22 protein-coding genes are annotated in these 22,182 nt (G+C 71.2%); 14 read left to right on the top strand and 8 right to left on the bottom strand.

Annotated elements, in window-relative coordinates; translation table 11 throughout:
• Positions 1–94 precede the first annotated feature (94 nt).
• The 3 genes from SCAB_RS23700 to ygfZ are packed head-to-tail and all read left to right on the top strand — an operon-like array spanning position 95 to position 2,099.
• Positions 95–670 carry an FABP family protein gene (locus SCAB_RS23700; RefSeq protein ID WP_005476868.1) on the top strand — a complete coding sequence of 192 codons (576 nt, stop codon included), beginning with the start codon at positions 95–97 and terminating at the stop codon, positions 668–670.
• A gap of 16 nt (positions 671–686) precedes the next feature.
• Entirely contained in the window at positions 687–1,124 is a 438-nt protein-coding gene (locus tag SCAB_RS23705; protein ID WP_013002602.1) for a Fur family transcriptional regulator, read from the top strand.
• A 9-nt stretch (positions 1,125–1,133) separates the two neighbouring features.
• A complete protein-coding gene (gene ygfZ / locus SCAB_RS23710; protein ID WP_013002603.1) occupies positions 1,134–2,099 on the top strand; it encodes a CAF17-like 4Fe-4S cluster assembly/insertion protein YgfZ in 966 nt (321 codons plus the stop codon).
• A 24-nt stretch (positions 2,100–2,123) separates the two neighbouring features.
• Here ygfZ and dtd read toward each other — a convergent pair whose 3' ends face one another.
• Entirely contained in the window at positions 2,124–2,549 is a 426-nt protein-coding gene (gene dtd, locus SCAB_RS23715) for a D-aminoacyl-tRNA deacylase (RefSeq protein WP_037726299.1), read from the bottom strand.
• Between the two features lie 215 nt (positions 2,550–2,764).
• Between dtd and SCAB_RS23720 the strand changes: the two genes are divergently transcribed.
• The 3 genes from SCAB_RS23720 (at position 2,765) to SCAB_RS23730 (ending at position 6,052) form a co-directional block, all read left to right on the top strand.
• Positions 2,765–3,400, top strand: coding sequence for an RsiG family protein (locus tag SCAB_RS23720; protein ID WP_013002605.1), 636 nt, complete (start codon positions 2,765–2,767; stop codon positions 3,398–3,400).
• A 164-nt stretch (positions 3,401–3,564) separates the two neighbouring features.
• On the top strand, positions 3,565–4,854 hold the full coding sequence (locus tag SCAB_RS23725) for a GNAT family N-acetyltransferase (protein WP_013002606.1): 1,290 nt from the start codon (positions 3,565–3,567) through the stop codon (positions 4,852–4,854).
• Positions 4,855–5,134: 280 nt separating this feature from the next.
• Positions 5,135–6,052 (top strand): winged helix-turn-helix domain-containing protein, encoded by a 918-nt coding sequence (locus SCAB_RS23730; protein ID WP_013002607.1) that lies wholly within the window; start codon positions 5,135–5,137, stop codon positions 6,050–6,052.
• 61 nt (positions 6,053–6,113) lie between these two features.
• On the opposite strand, the gene SCAB_RS23735 is transcribed toward SCAB_RS23730, so the two are convergent.
• Complete coding sequence (locus SCAB_RS23735; RefSeq protein WP_037726128.1) at positions 6,114–6,305, bottom strand: hypothetical protein; 192 nt, start codon at positions 6,303–6,305, stop codon at positions 6,114–6,116.
• Positions 6,306–6,511: 206 nt separating this feature from the next.
• Here SCAB_RS23735 and SCAB_RS23740 point away from each other — a divergent pair, with 206 nt between their 5' ends.
• The 5 genes from SCAB_RS23740 (at position 6,512) to SCAB_RS23760 (ending at position 12,326) form a co-directional block, all read left to right on the top strand.
• The gene (locus tag SCAB_RS23740; protein WP_041669548.1) at positions 6,512–7,372 is read left to right on the top strand and encodes a GntR family transcriptional regulator; all 861 of its coding nucleotides are present in this window, start codon (positions 6,512–6,514) and stop codon (positions 7,370–7,372) included.
• A 26-nt stretch (positions 7,373–7,398) separates the two neighbouring features.
• The gene (locus SCAB_RS23745; protein WP_037726125.1) at positions 7,399–8,118 is read left to right on the top strand and encodes an HAD family hydrolase; all 720 of its coding nucleotides are present in this window, start codon (positions 7,399–7,401) and stop codon (positions 8,116–8,118) included.
• 225 nt (positions 8,119–8,343) lie between these two features.
• The gene (locus tag SCAB_RS23750; protein ID WP_013002611.1) at positions 8,344–9,444 is read left to right on the top strand and encodes a phosphotransferase; all 1,101 of its coding nucleotides are present in this window, start codon (positions 8,344–8,346) and stop codon (positions 9,442–9,444) included.
• 10 nt (positions 9,445–9,454) lie between these two features.
• Positions 9,455–10,078: a TetR family transcriptional regulator gene (locus SCAB_RS23755; RefSeq protein WP_013002612.1), complete on the top strand. Its 624-nt coding sequence runs from the start codon at positions 9,455–9,457 to the stop codon at positions 10,076–10,078.
• A gap of 106 nt (positions 10,079–10,184) precedes the next feature.
• The gene (locus SCAB_RS23760; protein WP_041669551.1) at positions 10,185–12,326 is read left to right on the top strand and encodes a HelD family protein; all 2,142 of its coding nucleotides are present in this window, start codon (positions 10,185–10,187) and stop codon (positions 12,324–12,326) included.
• A gap of 271 nt (positions 12,327–12,597) precedes the next feature.
• On the opposite strand, the gene SCAB_RS23765 is transcribed toward SCAB_RS23760, so the two are convergent.
• The 3 genes from SCAB_RS23765 to SCAB_RS23775 all read right to left on the bottom strand — a co-directional run bounded on the left by SCAB_RS23765 (position 12,598) and on the right by SCAB_RS23775 (position 15,570).
• On the bottom strand, positions 12,598–13,461 hold the full coding sequence (locus tag SCAB_RS23765) for a nitroreductase/quinone reductase family protein (RefSeq protein WP_013002614.1): 864 nt from the start codon (positions 13,459–13,461) through the stop codon (positions 12,598–12,600).
• A gap of 565 nt (positions 13,462–14,026) precedes the next feature.
• Complete coding sequence (locus SCAB_RS23770; RefSeq protein WP_013002615.1) at positions 14,027–14,626, bottom strand: DinB family protein; 600 nt, start codon at positions 14,624–14,626, stop codon at positions 14,027–14,029.
• Positions 14,627–14,688: 62 nt separating this feature from the next.
• Positions 14,689–15,570, bottom strand: a complete 882-nt coding sequence (locus SCAB_RS23775) for a GNAT family N-acetyltransferase (protein ID WP_013002616.1) — start codon at positions 15,568–15,570, stop codon at positions 14,689–14,691.
• Positions 15,571–16,037: 467 nt separating this feature from the next.
• On the opposite strand from SCAB_RS23775, the gene SCAB_RS23780 reads away from it, so the two are divergent.
• From SCAB_RS23780 to SCAB_RS23790, 3 genes are all read left to right on the top strand, one after another.
• On the top strand, positions 16,038–16,508 hold the full coding sequence (locus SCAB_RS23780; protein ID WP_013002617.1) for a helix-turn-helix domain-containing protein: 471 nt from the start codon (positions 16,038–16,040) through the stop codon (positions 16,506–16,508).
• A gap of 125 nt (positions 16,509–16,633) precedes the next feature.
• Positions 16,634–17,245, top strand: coding sequence for a hypothetical protein (locus SCAB_RS23785; protein ID WP_013002618.1), 612 nt, complete (start codon positions 16,634–16,636; stop codon positions 17,243–17,245).
• A gap of 224 nt (positions 17,246–17,469) precedes the next feature.
• On the top strand, positions 17,470–17,814 hold the full coding sequence (locus tag SCAB_RS23790) for a DUF2516 family protein (protein ID WP_037726297.1): 345 nt from the start codon (positions 17,470–17,472) through the stop codon (positions 17,812–17,814).
• A gap of 12 nt (positions 17,815–17,826) precedes the next feature.
• Here SCAB_RS23790 and SCAB_RS23795 read toward each other — a convergent pair whose 3' ends face one another.
• The 3 genes from SCAB_RS23795 to SCAB_RS23805 all read right to left on the bottom strand — a co-directional run bounded on the left by SCAB_RS23795 (position 17,827) and on the right by SCAB_RS23805 (position 22,049).
• The gene (locus tag SCAB_RS23795) at positions 17,827–19,257 is read right to left on the bottom strand and encodes a PP2C family protein-serine/threonine phosphatase (protein ID WP_037726119.1); all 1,431 of its coding nucleotides are present in this window, start codon (positions 19,255–19,257) and stop codon (positions 17,827–17,829) included.
• 463 nt (positions 19,258–19,720) lie between these two features.
• On the bottom strand, positions 19,721–20,836 hold the full coding sequence (locus SCAB_RS23800; protein ID WP_013002621.1) for a C40 family peptidase: 1,116 nt from the start codon (positions 20,834–20,836) through the stop codon (positions 19,721–19,723).
• A 415-nt stretch (positions 20,837–21,251) separates the two neighbouring features.
• A complete protein-coding gene (locus SCAB_RS23805) occupies positions 21,252–22,049 on the bottom strand; it encodes a hypothetical protein (protein ID WP_013002622.1) in 798 nt (265 codons plus the stop codon).
• Positions 22,050–22,182: the final 133 nt, after the last annotated feature.

The raw sequence follows: 22,182 nt of genomic DNA on the forward strand, positions 1-22,182 counted from the left end.
TGGTCCTGGTCGCCGTCGGCGTTCTCGCCTTCGCCGGTCTGACCGTGAAGAAGCTGTACCAGGGCCAGCGCTGACCCACTCCTAGGAAGAACCGATGATCGAGATCCCGTCCGACCTGCACAAGGACCTCGTCCCCCTCGCCTTTCTGCTCGGCGACTGGGCGGGCGCGGGCGTCCACGACTTCCCCGGTGCGGAGAAGTGCAACTTCGGCCAGGAGGTCACCTTCTCCCACGACGGCCGGGACTTCCTGGAGTACCACTCCCACACCTGGGTGCTGGACAAGGACGGGAACAAGGTCCGTCCGCTGGAGACCGAGTCCGGGTTCTGGCGCATCGACGCCGACCGCAAGGTCGAGATCGTGATGACCCGTGACGACGGCGTCGTCGAGGTCTGGTACGGCGAGCTGGCCAAGCAGAAGCCGCAGATCGACGTCGTCACCGACGCGGTCGCGCGGACGGCGGCCTCGGGGCCGTACAGCGGCGGCAAGCGGCTGTACGGCTATGTGCACAGCGACCTGATGTGGGTCGGCGAGAAGGCGACACCCGACGTGGAGCTGCGCCCCTACATGTCCGCGCACCTGAAGAAGGTCGTCACCCCCGAGGACGTCGAACGCTGGGCGAAGGCCCTCCCGGACGACATGCCGGACGACGGCATCGCGTTCTTCAAGTAGTCCTAGACTCTGAGGTGTGGTGAGCACCGACTGGAAGAGTGACCTCAGGCAGCGCGGCTACCGGCTGACGCCGCAGCGGCAACTCGTGCTCGAAGCCGTGGACACCCTGGAGCACGCGACCCCCGACGACATCCTCGTAGAAGTGCGGAAGACGGCCTCGGGGGTCAACATCTCCACCGTCTACCGGACCCTGGAGCTGCTGGAGGAGCTGGGGCTGGTCAGCCATGCCCATCTGGGGCACGGGGCGCCGACGTACCACCTGGCGGACCGGCATCACCACATCCATCTGGTCTGCCGGGACTGCGAGAACGTCATCGAGGCCGATGTGTCGGTGGCGCAGGACTTCACGGCGAAGCTGCGCGAGACCTTCGGGTTCGACACCGACCTGAAGCACTTCGCGATCTTCGGCCGCTGCGAGAGCTGCACCCTCAAGGCGTCACCTGCCAAGTCGTAGGCTAGGCATATGAAGAGCCCTCTGCTGTCCCTGCCCGGCGCCGTCCCCGCCGAGGGGGTGGATGAAGGTGTCGCCGCGCACTACGGCGACCTGTTCCGCGAACAGCGCACCCTCGCCGACGGCACCGGATTCGTCGACCTCTCCCACCGCGGCGTGATCGCCGTGTCCGGCGAGGACCGGCTCAGCTGGCTGCACCTGCTCCTCACCCAGCACGTCAGCGAACTCCCCGTCGGCGAGGCCACCGAGGCGCTGATCCTCTCCGCCAACGGCCACATCGAGCACGCGCTGTACCTGGTCGACGACGGCACCACCGTCTGGGCCCATGCCGAGCCCGGCACCCGGGAGGCGCTGCTCGCGTACCTGGAGTCGATGAAGTTCTTCTACCGGGTCGACGTGGCCGACCGCACGGACGACGTCGCGGTCGTCCACCTCCCGGCCGGCTCGATCACGCAGATCCCCGCGGGCACGGTCGTCCGCGAGACGCCGTACGGCCGTGATCTGTTCCTGCCGCGCGCCGACCTGGAGTCGTTCGCAGAGAAGGCGGGCCCGGCCGTGGGGCTGCTCGCGTACGAGGCGCTGCGGGTCGAGCACCACCGTCCCCGCCTCGGTTTCGAGACCGACCACCGCACGATCCCGCACGAGCTGGGCTGGATCGGTACGGCGGTGCATCTGCAGAAGGGCTGCTACCGGGGTCAGGAGACCGTCGCCCGCGTGCAGAACCTCGGCAAGCCCCCGCGCCGTCTGGTCTTCCTCCACCTCGACGGCAGCGAGGTCCACCTCCCGCCGCGCGGCGCGGAACTCCGCCTCGCCGACGACGGCCCCGACGGCCGCAAGCTCGGCTTCGTCACGACGTCCGTACGCCACCACGAACTGGGCCCGGTGGCCCTGGCACTGATCAAGCGCAACGTGCCGGTGGACGCGAGGCTGATGGCGGACACGACCGCCGCGGCGCAGGAGACGGTGGTCGAGCCGTAGGGGAGGGCTGTTGGGGCGGGCGCGCTACATCTCCAGCAGCACCGTGAACGGGCCGTCGTTCGTCAGCCCGACCCGCATGCTCGCCCCGAACCGCCCCGTGGCCACGGTCGCCCCCAGGGCCCGCAACCGCGCGACGACCTCCTCCACCAGCGGCTCGGCGACGTCGCCGGGGGCCGCCGCGTTCCAGGTGGGCCGGCGCCCCTTGCGCGCGTCGCCGTACAGCGTGAACTGGCTGATCACCAGCAGGGGCGCATCCACGTCGCTGCACGACTTCTCGTCGCGCAGCATCCGCAGGGACCACAGTTTGCGGGCCAGCCGCGCCGCCTTCTCCTCGGTGTCGTCGTGTGTCACCCCGACCAGGACGCACAGCCCCTCGCCCCGGATCTCCCCGACCGTCTCACCGTCGACGACGACACTCGCCCCGTCGACTCTCTGCACCACCGCACGCATGCCGACCATCATGCCGCCGACGTCCATCAACCGTGTGTGAGGGGTCCCTCTTACGGGGGGTTTGTGATCACCGGGGTTTGAGGTGCGCTTTGCCCGGTCTTTCTCATTGATCCAATACCGACCATCTGGGGTGGATCGCGGGGACTCGGTCACAAAGCGGCCACCGAGAGTGGCACCATGCTCACACACACCGGTCGAGGGGACGGTTGAGGCGCATGAGCACATCGAGTACCGGGCAGCCCCCGGGGACTGCGACGTTTACCCGTACGACCCCGGGGCCCGGCCCCGGTATCCGCAGGCCACCGGTCCAGCGCACGGACAGCGGACCGCTGCCGCCGCCGGACCAGGCCGAGCACGACCTGTCCCGGCTGCGGCTGCCCGAACTGCGCGCGCTGCGCCGGGACGCCCAGCGGGACGAGGCCGACCTCAGCTATCTGCGGCGGCTGCTCCAGGGCCGGATCGACATCCTGTGCGCCGAGCTGGCCCGCCGGGGCGGCGCGACGGACCCCGCGGCCGCCGGCGAACCCACGGCGCTCGTGGACCGGCTCTCGGCGATCCTCACGGACGCCCCGGCCCGGCACCGCTCCTCGGCCCGGCACGTCACCGTGGGCACGCCGTACGGCGAGGAGTACCGCCGGCTCGCCGCCGAGCTGCTCGACGAGGTCGAACTCTCCGACCTCCAGGCCCGCACCGACGACGAACTCACCGCCGGGCGCGCCCGTCTCGTGCACCACGAGCGACAGATCTCCGGCCGCCGCCAGCGCCTCCAGCGCACCGCCGACGACTGCAGCGCGGAGATCGCCCGCCGCTACCGGGAGGGCGAGGCCCAGGTGGACGACCTGCTGACGTAGGGAGGGCCGGTGCCTGAAGGCAGGGGCGCGGTCCCTGCTTTCAGGGGCGCGGTCCCTGCGGAGGACGGGCAAGCATTGCGCAGGGGCGGGCAGGGGCGGGCAGGGGCCGGCGGGGCCGGCGAAAAGCCCGCGACACACCGCGGGGCGCCCCCTAGCGTGACCCCATGAGCGCCTCCCCCGACACAGCCGTACGCCCCGTCACCGAGGACGAGATCCCGGCCTGGCTGAACGCCCTGAACACCGGCTTCCTCCGCCCCCCGGAGTCCCTCTCCGAGCAGGAGCTCAAGGACCGCTCGTTCCACATCGACCCGTCCCGCACCCTCGCCGCGTTCGACGAGGCCCGCGTCCACGCCCCCCTGACCCCCGCCGACACCGCCCAGGTGGTCGCGACCTTCCGCTCGTTCCCCCAGGAACTCACGGTCGTCGGCGGGCGGACCGTCCCCGCCGACGCCATCTCGAACGTCACGGTCAGCCCCACCCACCGCCGCCGGGGCCTCCTCACCCGGATGATGGCCCAGGACCTCGCCGCCGCGAAGGATCGGGGCGATGTCGTCGCCACCCTGATCGCCGCCGAGTACCCGATCTACGGCCGCTACGGCTTCGGCCCGGCCACCTGGACCACCGAGTACACCGTCGACGTGCCCCGCACCGGCCTGGACCCCCGCTGGTCGGGCCCGGCGGACGGCGGCCGGGTCGACCTCGTCGACGGGGCGGCCGTCCGCGCGCTCGGTCCCGCCCTCCACGACCGGCTCCGCCACGCCCTGCCCGGGGCGGTGAGCCGCGACGAGCGCTGGTGGCGCGTCAACACCGGTGATCTGCGGACCAGTTCCTCGTGGACCGATCCGTTCTACGCCGTGTACCGCTCGGCCGCCGGTGAGGTCGAGGGCCTCGTCTCCTACGAGGCGGACGACAGCTGGCAGATGAAGCAGCCGCAGAACACGGCCGACGTCAACTGGCTGATCGCGACCACCCCGGCCGCCGAGCGCGCCCTGTGGCACTACCTCTGCTCGATCGACTGGATCACCAAGGTCAAGTCCGGCTGGCGGGCCCCCGACGACCTGTTGCCGCACTTCTTCCCCGACCCGCGCGCGGTGAGCGTCACCACCCACGCGGACTGGCTGTGGGTGCGGATACTCGACGTCGTACGGGCGCTGGAGGCGCGTACGTACGCCGGGACCGGGACGCTGGTGCTGGAGATCGCCGACGCGGGCGGCTTCGCGGAGGGGCGCTACCGGCTGGACGCGGGCCCGGACGGGGCGAGTTGCGTGCCCTCGCGCGAGGACGGTGACCTCGTGCTGGACGCCTCGGACCTGGCGGCGCTGTGGCTGGGCGACGAGTCGGCCGTACGGCTCGCCGCGCTCGGCCGGGTCCGGGAACAGCGGAAGGGCGCCGCCTCCGTAGCCGACGCCCTGCTGCGGACGTCCAGGCGCCCATGGTGCCCGGACATCTTCTGACCTTTCGTGATGGGTGCGGAATCCGTAGCTGTTCAGTTGTGGTTGTGGCTGCGCATTCAGTTGTGGCTGATCCATTCAGTTGTGGCTGTGCGGACCGGTCGGGCTCCCGGCTCCCCTCCGGAGGAGAGAGCGAACGGTCGGTCTCGGTGTCACCAACAGTCATCAGCTTCAACCATGTTGTGAAAGTTGGCGACCAACTCCACCTTACTTATCTCCTCTTGGAGTCGTCTCATAACCACCTTCCCACGAACTGCACAAAGATGGCGAGAAGTTGTAGTGTTTGTTCGTGGAGCGGGAACGCACGGCCGTCGATGGGCGGAAGTCGTCACAGCGGCCCCAGAGGTCACACCACGAGGTGGCCGACGTGTTGCGCGGCCGGATCAGGTCCGGCGAGCTGCGACCGGGACAGCGCATGCCCACCCAGGCGAAGCTGGCCGACGAGTTCGGCGTGGAGCGCGGGGCCGTACGGCAGGCCCTGCGCATCCTGCAGTCCGAGCACCTGCTGACCAATGTTTCCAAGGGCAGTCCGGCCACCGTCGCCGCAGGCCCGGGGACGGCGGCCGCCGGCGGGCCGGAAGCGGCCCCGCGGCCCACGATGGTGGAGCTCACCCGCCGGGTGTCGGCGGCGTTCGCGGCCCCGCACGTGCGGATCGACGCCCTGTGCCTGACGTCCGTGTCCCTCACGCTCGCCGTGGGCGAGTCGTTGCGCGAGATTCACGCGGGGCGCTTGAATCCGGCCAGGGTCGACGTCCGGGTGATGCTGCCCAGCCGGGACATCCCGCTGGCCTTCCCGGCCCCGGTCGACGCCTCGGTCGACGGCCGGCTGCAGCGCCGCTGGCTCGCCCAGCGCAACGCCCAGGGGCAGGTCCTGAAGCACAATCTGCTGGCCCTGCGGTCCACGCACCGCATCGACGTCCACGTCTCCTTCCGCGCGCTGCCCTTCACCCCGCCCGTGAAGCTGTACCTGCTCAACGGCCGCGAGGCGCTGTTCGCGTACTACACCGTCCAGCGGAAGGAGGCCGAAGTGGACAGTGAGCAGCTGGAGATGTACGACGCCGAGGGCACCCAGTCGACGCTCTTCGCCTTCGAGCGGGGCGCGGCCGCGGCGCCGCGGGACACGACCTTCGTCGAACAGTCCGGCCTGTGGTTCGACGCGCTGTGGGAGACGATCAGCTCGGACCTGCTGCTCACGACCTGAGGAGCCGGGTGCCGGTGCCCCGACGGCAGGGGCTCGCTCCTCACATCGCGGGACCGGCGAATCACATCGCGGGACCGGCGAACATCAGGGCGAGGATGACCGCGCCGATCGAGCTGCACGTGTGGTTGTTCGCCTTCAGCCCGATCGTGAGGAACAGCAGGCCGATGGCTCCCATGGTGCCGTAGCGCCACTCGACGAATCGCTGGAGGGCGACGACGACGAGGGCGGAGGCGAGGGCGAGGGCAGCGGGCATGGTGGTACCTCCTCCGAGGGGCTGGGTGCCGTGCGGCGGTGACCGGGGGCCGGTGGGAATCAAGACCTTTGCCAACTTGACCAAGTTGGCAGCCAACTTCGTTTAAATGGTTCCCATTTGGTCAATGTTTATAACCACCTTGCGGTGAACTCCCCAAAGATGGGTGAGAGTTGTACCGTTTGGTCGTGACTCAGGAGAACGTTGCAGTGAACGGCAGCAGAAAGCTCTCGTCCCAGGAGATCGCCGACACCCTGCGGGAACGCATCCGCGGCGGCGAACTCAGGCCCGGCGAGCGCCTGCCCACCCAGGCCGAACTGGCGGAGGAGTTCGGTGTGGAGCGCGGCACCGTCCGTCAGGCGCTGCGCGCCCTCCAGGACGACGGACTGCTGAGCAACGTGAGCAAGGGGAGTCCGCCCCGGGTCGCCGAGGCCGTGCACCCCGCGAGGGACGAACCGCAGCCGACGATGGTGGGCCTCGGCCCCCGCCTCGCCGCGGCCTTCTCCGCGCCGCACGTCCGGATCGACGCGGCCTGCCTCACCGCCGAGACCCTGATGCTGGCCCTCGGCGAGCCGGTCCGCCGCATCCACGAGGGCACGATCCGCCCCCAGTCCGTCGACGTACGCATCCTCCTGCCCTCCCGGAAGATCAACCTGGCCTTCCCGGTGCCGGTGGAGGGGCGGGGCGCCGACGACGAGGACCCGGTCCACAAACGCTGGCTCGACCAGCGCAACGCCCAGATCCGCGTACTGCGCCACAACCTCCAGGCCCTGCGCACCTCCCACCAGCTCGACGTCCGCGTAGCCTTCCGCGCACTGCCCTTCACCCCGCCCGTGAAGCTGTACCTCCTCAACGGCCAGGAGGCCCTGATCGCCTACTACATGCTCATGCAGCGCGAGGAGCAGATGGAGAACGGCCCGCTGCAGATGTACGACGCCTTCGGCACGCAGTCCCTCCTCTTCTCCTTCGAGAAGGAGACGGGGCCCCGCGACGCGGCCTTCGTCGAACAGTCCCAGCAGTGGTTCGACGCCCTCTGGGAAACCATCACGACGGACCTGACACTCTCCTAGTGACTCCTGATACGCAGACCGAACCGGTGACAGCAGAGACAGAGCCCCTCCGAGAACTGATCACTCCCGTCCGCCATGTGCTCTGGGACCTGGACGGACCGATCTGCCGACTGTTCTCCGGGCATCCCGCGCACCAGGTGGCGCGCGATCTGGTGGAGCTGATCGACCGGCGCGGGCTGGGCGGCCTGCTGACCGAACGCGAGCGCGGCACGTCGGACCCGCAGGTCGTCCTGCTGGGTCTGGGCCGGCGCCACCCCAGCAGCGACCTCATCGTCGACCTGGAGCAGTGGCTCACCCAGCAGGAGCTGACCGCCGCGCCGAAGGCCTTCCCCACCAGCTGGGCCGACCCGCTCATCCGGACCTGGTCCCGGCGGGCCACGTTCGCCATCACGACCAACAACTCGGCGCTCGCGGCGGCCCGTTACATCGAGACCCGTCGCCTCACCGAGTGCTTCCCCTACATGTACGGCCGCACGCGCGACCTCGACCTGATGAAGCCGCACCCCCACATCCTGCGCCAGGCGCTCAACGCGATGGGCGCCGATCCGTCCCGCTCCCTGATGGTCGGCGACGCCCCGACGGACTTCGAGGCGGCCCGGGAGGCCGGAGTCCCCTTTCTCGGCTACGCCCAGAACGACCGCAAACTCAAGGCACTCCGCGAGGCGGGCGTCCCCCTGTCCCGCACGGTGAACTCCCTGAAGCCGGTGCTGGACGTGCTGCGCACGCTTCTTCCGGGCCGGACCTGAACCACGAGGTCCGCCCGCCCCGGGGCTCGGCCGGCCACCCGTGCGTGGGGCACCTCGGGCAGGCGTGCGATGCGTGGCGGTACGGGGCCGGGCGCGGGTGCGTTCAACCGGTGGACCGCCACGTGCCAAAGCCCCGCTTCTGCCACGATGCTCGCCCACAAGGGAGTACCGTGCCTCCACTTTCTGGATTTCCGCACGGGTGCGACCACGGCGAGAGAACGGGCCATGCCAGCTGAATCGGATTCCACGGGGCGGCGCCGCGCCGGTGAGATGAGCGCCGATCCGGGTGTGGTGGAGGGACCCCTCAGCGGCTACCACCACGAGACCTATGTCTTCCGCCTGCCCCCGGAGGCCCGCGTCGGTGAAGGCGGACGCTGGAAGTGCCGCGAGCCGCGCGAGAGTCTGCTGTGGTTCGACCGGCGCTGCTTCGACTCGGAGGAGCGTCTGCTCACCGAACTCCACGGTCGCATCGACAACATCCCCGACCTCATCGAGGTCGAGGGGACCGTCCTCCAGCGGTTCGTCGAGGGCGAGACGCTCGGGGCGCTGCACCCGTCCGGCACGGCGGTCCCCGACAAGGAGTTCGAGCAGATCCTCACCCTGTTCCGGCAACTTGCCGACGTCAGACCGCGGTCCCTTCTGGTGAAGCGGAGGTGCGAGCGGCGGGACCGTGCGCGGGAAGGCGACAGCGCGGGCTTCCTCGACCGCCTCATCTGCTTCACCGAGGACAAGGTCTACCGGGACAACCTCCCGGAGTACGGCCGCCTGTTCGAGGACCTGAACCTGGACCCCGACTCCTTCAAGCAGCTCAGAAAGCACGTGTCCGGCCTGCGTGATCGCCCCTTCTGCCTGCTCCATGCCGATCTCCACCGGGAGAACCTCATCGTCGACCGCGACCGGCGCCTGTGGGTCATCGACTGGGAACTCGCGATGTTCGGCGACCCGCTGTACGACCTGGCCACCCATCTCTACCTGATGCGCTATCCGCCGGAGCAGGAACTGCGGTTGACGGAACGCTGGTGTGCGCTCGTGGAGAAGGCCCGGTCGGGAACCTCCCTGGGCTGGCGGGAGGACCTGCCGAAGCTCCTCGGCTACAAGAAGGCGCAGTCGGTGTTCACCGACGTCATCCGCACCTCGCAGGAGCTCCGTGTCGCGGTCCCTGCCGATCGCACGGCCCACCGTGCCCTGCTCCGCCGTGCGAGCTGGACGGTCTGGGACGTGCTGAGCAGAGGCGCGGACCCGCTGGGTGTCGAGGAGGTGCCCGGCGTGTCGGCGATCGAGGCGGCGCTCACCCGGTGGCTGCGGTCCGACGCCGGCGGTGCTTAGGCTCGACCGCATGAGTGAGACCGGCCTGCGTGAGCGCAAGAAGCGGCGGATGTACGAGCGGGTGTCCGGGATCGCGATCCGGCTGTTCCTGGAGAAGGGGTTCGACGCCGTGTCCGTGGCCGAGGTGGCCGCGGCGGCGGAGATCTCCAAGCCGACGCTCTTCCGGTACTTCCCGGCCAAGGAGGACCTCGTGCTGCACCGGATCGCCGATCACGAGGACGAGACGGCGCGGGTGGTGGCCGGGCGGGCCGAGGGGGAGTCGGTCGTGGGGGCCGTGCGGGCGCATTTCCTGGCGGGGCTGGCGCGGCGGGACCCGGTGACCGGGCTGAACGACCATCCGCAGGTGCTCGCGTTCCACCGGCTGCTCTACGGGACACCGTCGCTGGTCGCGCGGGCGTACGGCCATCTGGAGCGGGCCGAGGCCGCGCTCGCCGAGGTGCTCGGGGGCGGTCTCGACGCGCGGGTCGCCGCCGGGCAGATCGTGGCCGTACGGCGGGTGCTCGCGGAGGAGAACCGGCGGCGGGTCGAGCGGGGAGAGCCGCTGGAGGAGGTCGAACGCGACGCCGTCGCCGCCGCGGAGCGGGTGTTCGGACGGCTGGAGGGGGCGCTTCCGCTCGGCGGCGCGGCGGTCTGAGGAGGCCACTCGGGAGGCAGTTCGGGTGGCCCCAGGACGCCCTCGCTCCGTGTGAGGCTCGGTAAAGAATGTAACTCGGTTACGTTATTTCGGTACGCTGGGTGGAATGACGTCTCTCGAACCCGCCGTCGGACCCGCTTGCGACCCCGGACCCGACCCCGCACTCCGGCGCACGCTCGCCGACGAGCGCGCCTACCACGACACCTGCCGTGCCGCCCTCGCCGCCATGGTCGACGGCGCGGGGGAGCAGGTGGTCGTCGGGGAGGACGTCTCCGCGTCGGGGGCGGACGCCGAAGTGCTCGGGTACCGGCTGCGCAGCCGGGCGAAGGAGATGCGGGAGCTGCCCGACGGGCCGTTGTTCTTCGGGCGGCTCGACTTCGACGACCACACGGACGCCGATCACGCCGGGCAGAGCTACCACATCGGACGCCTGCGGATCAGCGAGGCCCCGGCCGTGCCACCGCTCGTCGTCGACTGGCGGGCGCCGGTGTCGCGAGCCTTCTACCAGGCGAGTTCCCGGGATCCACGGGGCGTCGCCGTCCGGCGCCGCTTCGGCTGGGCGCCGGGCAGCCGGGGCGGCTCGGCCGACCTGACGGGGCTGGAGGACGAGCGTCTGGACCGTCGCGGCCCCGGACACGACCGTGCCGCCGCCCACCCAGGGAGCCTGCTCGCCGCCGAGATCGATCGGCCCCGCGTCGGCCCCATGCGGGACATCGCCGCCACCATCCAGCCGGAGCAGGACGACCTCGTGCGGGCGGACCTCGGCACCTCCGTCTGCGTCCAGGGCGCCCCCGGCACCGGCAAGACGGCCGTCGGGCTGCACCGCGCCGCGTACCTCCTCTACACGTACCCCCAGCGCATCCGCCGCGGCGGACTGCTGATCCTCGGCCCCAACCGCACCTTCCTCTCCTACATCGCGGAGGTGCTGCCGGCCCTGGGCGAGACGGGGGTACGGCAGTCGACGGTCACGGACGAGATCGCCCGGCACCCGGTCACGGCGGAGGACGACGAGCGCACGGCGGTGGTGAAGCACGACGCCCGGATGGCGGAGATGCTCCGCCGGGTCCTGTACGCGAGGGTCGCGGGCGACGGCCATCGCTTCGACTCCCTGGTCCTGGCGGAGGGCTCGTACCGCTGGCGGGTCTCCGGGGACGAGCTGCGGCGGATCGTGGCGGACGTACGGGCGCAGGACCTGCCCTACGACGTAGGGCGGGAGCGCGTCCGGGCGCGGGTCGTGCGGCTGCTGCAGCTGCAGGCGGAGCGGCGGGCGGGGCCCCGGCCGAACGCCTGGGTGTACCGGATCTCGTGGTCGCGGCCGGTCGGCGCGTACGTCGACGCCGTGTGGCCGAAGGTGCGGCCGGAGGAGGTGGTGGCCGGGCTGCTCGGGGACCCGGACGCGTCGGCCGGCGCGGCGGAGGGGCTTCTCGACGCGGGGGAGCGGAAGGCCCTGCGCTGGGCGAAGCCACCGCGTACGTGGCGGTCGGCCCGCTGGTCGGCCGCCGACCTCGTCCTCCTCGACGAGGTCGCGGGCCTGCTCGCCCACCCGGAGGGCTACGGCCACGTCGTCGTCGACGAGGCCCAGGACCTCTCCCCGATGGAGTGCCGTGCGATCGCCCGCCGGGCGGCCTACGGCTCGGTGACCGTCCTCGGCGACCTGGCCCAGGGGACGACCCCGTGGGCCGCCCGTGACTGGCCCGGACTCCTCGCCCACCTGGGCAAGCCGGACGCCCACGTCGTTCCGCTCACCACCGGATTCCGGGTGCCGCAGGCCGTCGTGGGGCTGGCGAACGGGCTGCTGGGACGCCTGGGAGTCGAGGTGCCCGCTGCTCGGTCCCTGCGGAGGGACGGGGAGCTGCGGATCAGGGGAGTGGAGGGGACCGAGGCCGAGGCCGGGGCCGTATCCGGAATCCTTCCGGAAACCGTCTCCGAGACCGTCGCCGCCGTGCGGGACGCGCTCGCCCGCGAGGGGTCCCTGGGGGTCATCGCGGCCGACGGGCCCGACGTCGTACGGCTGCGGGAGGCGCTGGGCGCGGCCGGGATCACCGTCGGCGGGCCGGGTGAACCCGGTACGCGGGTGGCGGTGCTGGGGGCCGGGGAGGCGAAGGGGCTGGAGTACGACCATGTCGTGGTCGTCGAGCCGGCCGCGATCGTCGCGGCGGAGCGGCGAGGACTGCACCGGCTGTACGTCGTGCTCACACGGGCCGTGTCCCGGCTGGACGTGGTGCACGCGCGGGCGCTGCCCTGGTGAGCGGGTTCCCCCGGGTGGGGGCACGGACGGCGGGCGGGGGCGTCGGCCGGCGGCGGAGGGGGCCGGTGATCGTGTTACCGGAAGGCGGCGGAGTCATGACCGTACCGGCACCTTGGTGATCGACGTCGTGGCTACGGTGAGCGGTGCCGGTGAGCGGCGCGGACGCGAGTCCGTTCTCCCTCCCCCCAGGGGGCTCGCGCGCCGCTCACCGGCGGTGCGGAAAGGCACGCGCGCCCGCTGCCGCGCCCCTCCCCCTCCTCTGCTCCGCCGCTCAGGGCGCCGTCGGTACCGCCATGGCGTCCAGCACCGGGATCAACTGCTCCTCCTCGTACGTGAGGTGGGCTTCGAGTTCGGCGACGAGGCGCTCCACCTCGCGGAGTACGGCGTCGGGGGCGGCGTTCTCGGCCGTCACGGCCCGGCGCAGTTCCTCGCAGAGCGCGGCGATCCGCTCGTGTTCCTCGTGGAGGCGGGGCAGGGCCGGGACCAGCTCGGGGTGGCGCTCGGAGAGGTGGGGGAAGAGCCCGATGTCCTCGCCGGTGTGATGGTTGTGGAGGCCCTGGCAGAAGGTGAGGCAGTTGACGCGCAGCTGCGCACCGAGGCCGGGCCGGCCGTTGCTCGCGGTCAACTCCTTCTTGATCAGCGCGAGTTCGCGGCGGAAGGCGTCATGGACGACCTTGATGGCCTCGCCCATGGAACCGGCGTTGATGTGCGGGGGACCGGACGCGGGGACCTCGCGCAGGGCGACGACCGGGATCGTACGGTCCGTCTTCGCCTGGTACTCCGCCCAGCCCGGCTCGTCCTCGACCGCCCGCGCGAACGCCCGGTCCCGCTCCGCGCCCTCCAGTACGACGGCCTCGGCCTCGTAGGTGAACGCCCCGCTCTCCACGGTGACACGGGGTTCGGCCGTGATGTTCCGGTACCAGTCGGGGTGCTTCGGCGACCCTCCGGCCGACGCGATGACCAGGATCGTGCCGTCGCCGTCGGGGAGGTAGCCGAGGGGAGTGGTGTGCCGGTTGCCGGTACGGGCGCCGGTGGTGGTGAGGAGGATCAGCCGGGCGCCCTCGAAGGGGCCGCCCACCTCGCCGTGGCGGGCGCGGAACTCGTCGATGATCTGCTGGTTGAAAGGGTTGGGCATTCTCTGCTTTCCGTTGATGGCCGTGCGACGGGAAGGGGCACGGAATTCGGGCAGGGGTGATCGCCGCAGCGCGCGTCCGCGAATGGCCGACCGAAATGGGTGTCGGCGTTGAATGCGTGGTGCGTGCGGTTGATTCGGCGCGCGCGAGGGCGTGATGGGCGCGCCCGGGGTACGTCGTGGAACACCGAGGAAATGCCGAGGAATGTCGAGCGATGTCGGGCGACGCCGAAGGAACTCGGCGTACGGCAGGCAGACAGGCCGACGGGCAGGCATCAGTGGCGTGCCGCTGAGGAACTCGACGAACTCGTACGAAGGCGAGGCGAACTCGTACGAAGGAGAACGGTGTTCGGTGCGCGCGACTTCAGCAGGCGGGCTCCTCGCCCGCCCCGGCCTCATTCGGAGGCCGGGCAACCGATCCACTCACGGCGCAAGGCCGACCCGGCAGTCATGTGCCCACCATAAGGGGAGGGGCGGGGGCCGGGCAATGTGTATTCAGCCTGAATTGCGGCTGGTTCTGGGAGAGGGAGTGGTGTGCGGGAAAGGAATGACCTGCCTCACCGGCCGGTCAGGCATTTCGCTCGGCTTCCGCGGCCGCGTGTTCCAGGCGGCCGCGGTACTCCTCCCACCCTGCCGAATCGCTCGACGGGATGCTCGTGTTGCCCTCGTTCATCCCGACGGCTCCGTCGATGAGTTCACGGACGATGTCGGCGTGGCCGGCGTGCCGGTGGGTGTCGGCGATCACGCGGACCACGGCGTGGTGCAACGTCACCTCGTCCTTGCCGTCGGGCCACCACGGCACCCTGCCGACGGTGTCCAGCGGCAGTGCGTCGAGGGTCGCGTCCGCGTGCGCCCAGGCCCGCCGGTAGAGCCCCACGACGTCCGCGCGGGACTCGTCGGCGGTGGCCCACATGTCCGCGTTGGGCTCGGCGTCTCCGTCGAGCCAGGGCAACGGTTCGCCCGAGGGGCGCCCGAAGGTGTCGCCGAGGTAGCCCAGTTCGACACCGGCCGTGTGCTTGATCAGCCCCAGGAGGTTGGTGCCGGTCGGCGTCAGCGGGCGTCGGATGTCGTACTCCGACAGCCCGTCGAGCTTCCACAGCAGGGCGTCGCGGGCGGACTGCAGGTAGAAGTGGAGGTCAGCCTTGGCGTTCGGCGCGGCGGCGGTCATGAGGCAAGTCTGCCGCTCGCGGGACCCCTGTCCACCGCCGTCGGCGACCGGCCGCGTGTCTCCTATGCCCGGGAGGGGAACTCGTACACGGTGAAGTCGGTGAGCCGGACGTAACCGAGGCGCCGGTAGAGGGCGTTGCTGGTGAGGTTGCAGGGGTCCGTGAACAGCACGACCTCCTTCGCGCCCGCGGCCAGCGCGGCGCGGCTCGCCTCGACCGTGACGGCGCCCGCGTAGCCCCGGCCCCGCAGACGGGCCGGGGTGTAGACGGGATCCACCCTGCTCATCCCGCCGACGACCGAGGTCCTGGCCGCCGTCGAGACGGGGGTGCCGTCCGGGGTCTCCCAGAACGTGAAGTGCCGGTCGGCGAAGCGCGAGTCGGCCCAGGAGCCGGCGTCGATCAGGTCGATGGAGGTCTGCTCGCCGACGTCGACGCAGAACTCGCGGCAGAAGCGGATGAGCTGCTCCCGGTCCTCCTCGCCCACGGCCCGCCCCCGGCCCTCGGGAAAGGGCTCAGGTGGGGTGAGCGTGCCCAGACGGTAGAGATGGAGCCGTATGCCGGGCACCGGCTGCGCACCTGTCCGCCGCTGCCACGCCTCGGCGAACGCGGTGGACGAGTCATGGTCCCCGACGACGCCGGGCACCGGATGCTTCAGCTCGGCCAGACGCACGGCGAGCGCGTCGGCCTGCTCGTGGGTGAGGGACGTGACGCTCAGGGAACCGGCCGGGGTCCGCTGCAGGAAGGCCGCCCGGACCTCGCCCGCGCTCTCCAGCCGGCCGAAAACGGGGCCCGCGGAGCCGTCCTGCGGCGCCACCCCTTCGGTTCTGTACTTCTCGGTCACGGTCAGCGGCATGGTGTGCAGAGCGGGCCGCGACCGCAGGAAGTCCCCGGCCCGGGCGTGAAAGTCATGGACGTCGGCGGTGAGGTGCCAGTCGTTCGGACGCATGCCTCATGCTTCCCCATCCCCCCGGGGCACCCCGAACTATCCGGCCACGGGAGCCGACGCGGGCGAGGGAGGCCGAGGGAGCCGACGAGGGCGGCAGGAACCACGGAAACCCATGGGAGCGCGGGGCGCCCGGCACCCGTTGTCCGGTCTCTGTGAAGGTGCACCACGTCGAGGCCGTGACCAGCGGTGGGTCATCTCCAGGGTCAGCATGGGGACCGAGGTCTTCCCGGCGAACATGCCAGGTCGCCGGCCGACACGGGCGAAGCACTCGCGTTCGGTCATCTCCGAGAGCGTCTTCACCCTTACGTACCCCCTCGTCACTGCGCTGCCGTCCAGGGCTGGACGAAGCCTGCCGCGAGCGGCGGCCGACACCCGTCGAGAGCCGTCACGAGCCCTCGCGAGTGGTCTAGCGCACTTTTGCAAGCGGGTGCTTGCAATAGTTAGCGGGGGTGGGGCATGGTGGAGGCATGGCATCGCTCAACGTCGGCAATCTCGGTGAGTACCTGCGTGAACAGCGGCGGAACGCGCAGCTGTCGCTCAGGCAGCTCGCCGATGCCGCCGGGGTGTCCAATCCGTATCTGAGCCAGATCGAGCGCGGGCTGCGCAAGCCGAGCGCGGAGGTGCTGCAGCAGGTCGCCAAGGCGCTGCGGATCTCCGCCGAGACGCTGTACGTGCGCGCCGGCATCCTCGACGCCGAGCGGGATCGTGACGAGGTGGAGACGCGCGCCGTCATCCTCGCCGACCCCACGCTGAACGAGCGGCAGAAGCAGGTGCTGCTCCAGATCTACGAGTCCTTCCGCAAGGAGAACGGATTCGAGATCGACATCGACCTCGGCCCCGGCGCGGAGACGGACCCGGAAGCACCCCCGGCCCCCGGCCGTGCCCCGCACGCGGCCGGTGACGGCGACGATGCCGGTCCACGGCAGACGGCGAGTTGACGACGTCGACGACCCCGACGACGTCGACGACCCCGACGACGTCGGCGGCTTCGACGCCGGAGTCACCGTCCGCGGACCGGAACCACACCCACCCTCAGCTGCAAGCAACCCGGAGGACCAGCACCATGGCCATCACCGACGACATCCGCAAGGCCGTCACCGACCCGACGCCGTTCTACTTCGCCGCCGGCACCGCCGACCTCGCCCTGCAGAAGGCGAAGAAGGTCCCCGGCATCGTGGAGCAGCTGCGCGCCGAGGCGCCGGCCCGGATCGACGCCGTGCGCCAGACGGACCCGAAGGCCGTCCAGGAGAAGGCGACCGCGCGGGTCAAGGAGACCCAGGAGACCCTGCAGACCAAGGTCACCGAGCTGATCGGCACCCTCGACACCGACCTGAAGAAGCTCGGCGAGTCCGCTCAGGACCTCGCGCTGCGCGGTGTCGGCGTCGCCGCCGAGTACGCCGTGAAGGCCCGGGAGACGTACGAGAAGGTCGCCGAGCACGGTGAGCAGGCCGTGAAGACCTGGCGTGGCGAGGCCGCGGAGGAGATCGAGGAGCTGGCGATCGCCGTCGAGCCCAAGTCCAAGCCGGTCGAGGTCAAGGACGAGCCGGCCGCCGCCAAGCCCGTTCCGGCCCAGGCCGCCCCCGCTCCCGCCGCGAAGAAGGCCGCCCCGAAGAAGCCGGCCGCTCCGGTCCGCAAGGCGCCGGCCGCGAAGAAGACCACCCCGCCCGCGAAGTAGTCGGCAGGGCGCGCCGCCCGGTGGGCGACATAGCCGACGGAGAGGTCGGCGACAGAGCGAGAGGTACCCGCGCGGTATCTCGGAGGTACCCGCGCGGTACTTCGCGGTACGGAGAACGGGCCGGGCACCTTTGGGGTGGCCGGCCCGTTCTACGGGTACGGTGGCCGCGTAGGAGAGACAGTCGGTATGCGGATGCGTGAACGGAACGGGCGGTGGTGGGCACCATGCTGATGAGCGGCTTCGCGGGGTTCATGGGGCTGTTGCAGCTCGCTGTGATCGCACTCGCCGCATTCGCGCTGATCGATGCCGCGTTCCGGCGGGAGGACGCGTTCCGCGCGACGGACAAGCAGACCAAGGTGTTCTGGCTGATCATCCTCGGCATCGCGCTCGTCGTGAGCCTGCTGTTCCCGATCCTGTCGTTCCTGCCGATCATCGGCCTCATCGCCAGCATCGTGTACATCGTCGACGTCCGTCCCGCGGTGCGCCAGATCTCCGGCGGCGGTGGCCGGGGCGGCAGCCGGGGCTCCAGCAGCGACGGTCCGTACGGCCCGTACAACGGCGGCCGCTGACCTCCGGGGAGGTCAGACCTCCCGGTCCAGCAGAAGGACCGCCACGTCGTCGGTCAGTTCGCCGCCGTTGAGGTCGCGGACCTCGTTCACCGCCGCGCGCAGCAGATCCTCGCCGCGCAGTCCCGCGGCGAGCTGGCGGCGGACCATCTCGACCATGCCGTCCTGACCCAGCCGCTCCTTGCCCTGGCCGATCCGGCCCTCGATGAGGCCGTCCGTGTACAGCATCAGGCTCCAGGCGGCGCCCAGCTCGATCTGCGTACGCGGCCAGCGGGCGTTCGGCAGCAGGCCGAGCGCCGGACCGCCGTTGTCGTACGGCAGCAACTCGGCCGGCGGGGTGGGGCGGATGCCGCGACCGTGGCGCGCGATCAGCGGGGCCGGGTGGCCGGCGAGGCAGAGGCCGGCGCGGCGGCCGTCGGGGGCGATGTCGACCGTGCAGAGCGTCGCGAAGATCTCGTCGCTCTCGCGTTCGTGCTCCAGGACGCGCTGCAGCGTGGACAGCAGCTCGTCGCCGCACAGCCCCGCGAACGTCAGCGCCCGCCAGGCGATCCGCAGCTCGACGCCGAGCGCCGCCTCGTCCGGGCCGTGCCCGCAGACGTCACCGATCATCACGTGCACGGTGCCGTCGGGGGTGCGGACGGTGTCGTAGAAGTCGCCGCCGAGCAGGGCGCGGGAACGGCCCGGCCGGTAGCGGGCGGCGAACCGCAGCGACGAGCCCTCCAGGAGAGGTGTCGGCAGCAGGCCGCGCTCCAGGCGGGCGTTCTCCTGGGCGCGCAGCTTGGACTCGGTGAGCCGGCGCTCGGCCGTGTCCGACCGCTTGCGTTCCACCGCGTAGCGGATGGCGCGGCTCAGCAGTCGGCCGTCCAGTTCGTCCCGGAAGAGGTAGTCCTGTGCTCCGACCCGCACGGCCTCCGTGCCGCGTTCGGTGTCGCCGGAGTCGGTGAGGGCCAGGACGGCGTGGCGGGGGGCCAGTTGCAGGACGTGTTTGAGGACGGAGAGTTCGTCCTCGGGCCGGTCGGCCGCCTCGGGGTCCGCGTCCGGGGGGCGCGGCGGGGCCGGGAGGGCCAGGTCCAGCAGGATGCAGTTGACGTCGTCGGTCAGCAGCCGCTGGGCCTCGGTGAGGTTGCGGGCGGTGCGGACGCGGATCGGCTTGCCCGTGGAGTCGAGCAGCTCGGGCACGTTGAGGGAACCCGCCGGGTCGTCCTCGATGAGCAGGACCGTGAGGTTGGTGGGGCCGCCGGGCTGTGCGGCGGGGCCGGGCAGGCCCGCGGGGCCCGTGGCGCGGTCGCCGTGCGGGCCGGGCGTGTTCGGCTTGTCTGCAGGGGCCAGGGCCGAGGCGTTCAAGGCCGCCCCCTCTCCGGACGGTCCGCTGGGCGCGGACGCGGCGTGCGCCTGACCGCACTCCACGGCCGGGATCGCTCTCTGCCGCGGTACGGGTACGGGCATCGTGTTTCGGTTCCTTCCCTCCCCCCGAGGGCACGGTGGGGCGAGGGACCTCGACCCACCGACGGGGACCATAGCGCCAGGCGCCGCCGCAACGGAATGCTCGGCGGGACGCCGGGCGGCAAACGGCCGGAGTCATATGCCGCATCATGTACCGCACTTGGACATGGCAGGGCTTTCTTCTGGGATGACGTATGTCACGCGGCGAAGGTTGAGCCGGATGGGCAAGGTGGTGAGAGTCACGTGGGGTGGGTCACGCGAGACGGGCGGGCGAGGTGGGCACACCAGACGGGCCTGTGAGGTGGTCACGCGAGGCGGGCCTGTGAGGTGGTTACGCGAGGCGGGCCTGTGGGGCGGGCGCGCGAGACGGGCACGTGAGGTGGAGTCCGCGGTGCGGGCCGGCGCTCGGCTCCGGCCCGCCGCCTCCGAGCGACACGCCCACGCGACCGGGGGTACGGCCGGCCGCTCACGCGTCCGGGCGTACGACTCCCAGGATCTGCATCGTCCCCGCCCCGGCGATCGACACCTTCCGGTTCGGACGAGGAGCGTGGACGATCGAGCCGTTGCCCAGGTACAGGGCGACGTGGCTGGCGTCGGCGTTGTAGATGATGAGGTCGCCGGGACGCATGTCCTTGATGTCGATGTGCTTGAGGAGACGCCACTGTTCCTGGGACGTGCGAGGGATGGTCAGGCCGGCGGCGGCCCATGCCTGGCTGGTGAGGCCGGAACAGTCGTAGGTGTCGGGGCCCTCGGCACCCCACTCGTACCACTTGCCTATCTGGTCCGTCGCGAACTTCACGGCCCGCTTGCCCTGCGGCGACGCCTTGCCGTTGATCTCGTCGAGGATGCCGGAGCCCAGCCAGGTGGCCTGTGACTGCTCGGCGGCGGCCTCCTCCAACTGCGCCAGCCGCTCCCGCTCGTCGTCCTCCAGCTGGCCTTCCAGCTCCTGGGCGGCGGCGATCTGCTTCTTGATCTTCTTCTTGGCCTTCTCCTTGGCCTTGCGGTTGGCCTCCAGCTTCTTCCAGCGCGCCGCGGCGTCCTTGGAGTACTGCTCCAAGTCCTCCTGGGTCCGGGTCATCTCGGCGAGCAGACCCTTGGTCGCGAGCTGGCCCTGGCGCAGGCGGTCCGCGCCCTCCAGGAAGTCCTGGGGGTTCTCGGTGAGCCACAGCCGCACCTCGGGCGGAAGGCCGCTGCCGCGGTACTGGGCACGGGCCGCCGCGCCGATCAGGTCCTGCAGCTTGTCCAGCCTCGCGTGGCCCTGGTCGACCTCGTGCGCCAGATCGACGAGCTCGTCGGACTGCTTGTCGGCCTTCTCCTCGGCCGCGTTGTACGCGTCCGTGGCGACCGCCGCCTCGTGGTAGAGGTCCTCCAGCTTCGCGCGCACGGCTTCCAGATCCTCGTTGGTCACCGGGGTCGGGTACGTCTGCGGCGTACCGGAACCGCCCGCGGTGCTCGACGGGGTGGGGGTCGGCTCGGTCGGACTCTTCTGGCTCGCGTACGCGTCGACCGGTGCGGCCAGCACGGTCATCGCGCAGACCACGGCCACGGCCGCCATGGTCAGGTTCCGCCTGCCGGCTCCCATACCCCTTGCCCCCAACCTCGCCAGAAAGAGAGAAAACTGGTTAACCGTCAGTAACGTGCCGGTGCCCGGTGATCGTGTCACGGCCTCGCGTGATCCAAAAGGGGTGAGCGGCGACGAACTCCCCGCCCCCGGCTCCGCCTTGCGACACCCCCGGGCCCACCCCGCCGCTGTCATGCCGTTCCCCACCCCTCGGCCTCCGCCCCTGTCGCCTGCCGCCCGTGTTCCCTGCCGCCCCCGGCCCTGCTGCCCCCGCCCCCTCTTCCGTCCGCCCCTGCGTGTGTCACGTCGCTTCTGTGTGACTCATGAGCCGAGGGGATCGTTGCTCCCGACTGTGTGACGATCGGCCCCGGGCGATCGTTCCCGTGAGTCACAAGAATGTCGCTCTGTGTAATCGGCAGTCCGAAGGCTCAGGCACTCACGACTTCGGGGCCAGCGCCTCCCACGCCACCGTGATCTCGCCCTGCCGCCATCGGGCCACCCCGTCCCGGACCGGCCAGTCCGTGCTCAGGGCGCGGGCCGTGCGGATCCAGCGCTGCCGTGCGCCGTACGAGGCGTACGGCGCCGCGGCGGCCCAGGCGCGGTCGAAGTCGCGGAGGAAGGCGTGCACCGGCTCGCCGGGGACATTGCGGTGGATGAGTGCCTTCGGGAGGCGTTCGGCGAGGTCGGAGGGGCGGTCCAGGGAGCCGAGGCGGGTGGCGAAGGTGACCGTGCGCGGGCCTTCCGGGCCGAGCGCGACCCAGACGTGCCGACGGCCGATCTCGTCGCAGGTGCCTTCGACGAGCAGGCCCCCGGCGGAGGAGTGCGTGGCCGGTGCGAGACGGGCGCACAGGCGCTCCCAGACGGCCCGGACCTCCTCCTCGTCGTACTGGCGCAGCACGTTCGCCGCCCGGACGAGGGTGGGGCTGCCGGGCACCGGGACCTCGAACCCGCCGTGCCGGAAGGTCAGGCCCTCGCGCGCGTACGGCCCCGCCGCCGCGACCCTCGCCGGGTCGATCTCGATGCCGACCACCTCGGTGCTGGGTGCCACCGCGCGCAGCCGGCGGAGGAGTTCGACGGCGGTCCAGGGGGAGGCGCCGTAGCCGAGGTCGACGGCGAGGGGGGTGGCGGCGCGGCGGAGTTCGGCGCCGTGCGCCGCCGCGATCCAGCGGTCCATGCGGCGCAGGCGGTTGGGGTTGGTGGTGCCGCGCGTGACGGTGCCGACTGGTCGTGCCATGCGGTGAGCGTATTCCTCGAACGGTTGAGCGAGGTTCGGTAATAATTCCGCAAAGAGGAAATGGAACGGACTCCTCCGGCGTTCTGCCTGACCAGAGGGCCCCACACCCTCCGAACGGCATGCCCGGAGCGAG

The sequence above is a fragment of the Streptomyces scabiei 87.22 genome, assembly GCF_000091305.1.
GTDB classification, from domain to species: Bacteria; Actinomycetota; Actinomycetes; order Streptomycetales; family Streptomycetaceae; genus Streptomyces; species Streptomyces scabiei.